We start from the raw sequence: 475 nt of genomic DNA, 5'->3' as shown, positions 1-475 counted from the left end.
GCGTTTTGAGATTGATATTGATGCCCCAAGAACAAGCTTCTTCGATGCCATTGAACATATTGAAATCATCAGATTAGAAGAAACTGAAAAGACACTATTAGGTGAGATTGAACATTATTTCAAAACGCCTTCGGGCTTTGTCATTCCTTACATGCCTATTAATAAACCAGCTAGACTTATCATTTTCGATGAGCAAGGAAACTATATCAATGAAATTTGCAAGAGTGGTCTGGGCCCAGAAGAGTATAGAAATATTAGCGATGCATGGTTTAAGGATGGCCAAATAGCGCTATTTAGCGGATGGTCAAGAAGAATTCAACATTATACTGAGGCTGGTGAATACATTGGGTCCATTGAAGCCAGGTATGACAAATCAATTAGTGGTTGGGCAATGATCCCTTATAAAAAAGGCTACGTTTTTCACCAAATAGGCACACCTCCAAATGGTAATGAGCTCATATTTACCGATAACCTT

General features: G+C 38.3%; 1 protein-coding gene. It reads left to right on the top strand.

Annotation, left to right across the window (positions count from 1 at the left end; genetic code table 11):
• The coding region (locus AWN68_RS13345; RefSeq protein ID WP_157716212.1) for a 6-bladed beta-propeller at positions 1-475 on the top strand (475 nt) is incomplete at both ends.

It is taken from the genome of Roseivirga echinicomitans (genome assembly GCF_001592935.1).
Classification (GTDB): Bacteria; Bacteroidota; Bacteroidia; order Cytophagales; family Cyclobacteriaceae; genus Roseivirga; species Roseivirga echinicomitans.
Note: the sequence above shows the minus strand (reverse complement) of the source record. Positions and strands in the feature narration are given on the sequence as shown.